The sequence below is a fragment of the Neoaquamicrobium microcysteis genome, from assembly GCF_008180155.1.
GTDB lineage: Bacteria > Pseudomonadota > Alphaproteobacteria > Rhizobiales > Rhizobiaceae > Aerobium > Aerobium microcysteis.
Genome location: NZ_VSZS01000006.1, coordinates 1 through 223 on the forward strand (window position 1 = coordinate 1; position 223 = coordinate 223).

The 223-nt window shown below is 66.8% G+C and carries 1 protein-coding gene; it reads right to left on the minus strand.

The features are described 5' to 3' along the window. Positions 1-223, minus strand: a 223-nt coding sequence (locus FY036_RS00015) for a 2-oxo acid dehydrogenase subunit E2 (RefSeq protein ID WP_201744654.1), incomplete at both ends; no start/stop codon positions are given.

A 223-nucleotide genomic window follows, 5' to 3' on the forward strand; every position in this document is an offset into this window, starting at 1 on the left:
CGTCGTGCCGCCCTGGTATTCTTCAGGCTTCAGCTTGCGGCTGCGCGCGCGGGCGGCAAGGTCCTTCATCTCGTTGGAGATGACCGACAGCGTCTTTTCGTCGGCCCTGCGCACGATCGGCGTGATCAGACCGCCCGGGATGGAGACGGCGACGCCGACATCGGCATGCCTGTGCTTCAGCATGCCGCCCTCGGTCCACGAGACGTTGGCGTCGGGCACCTGC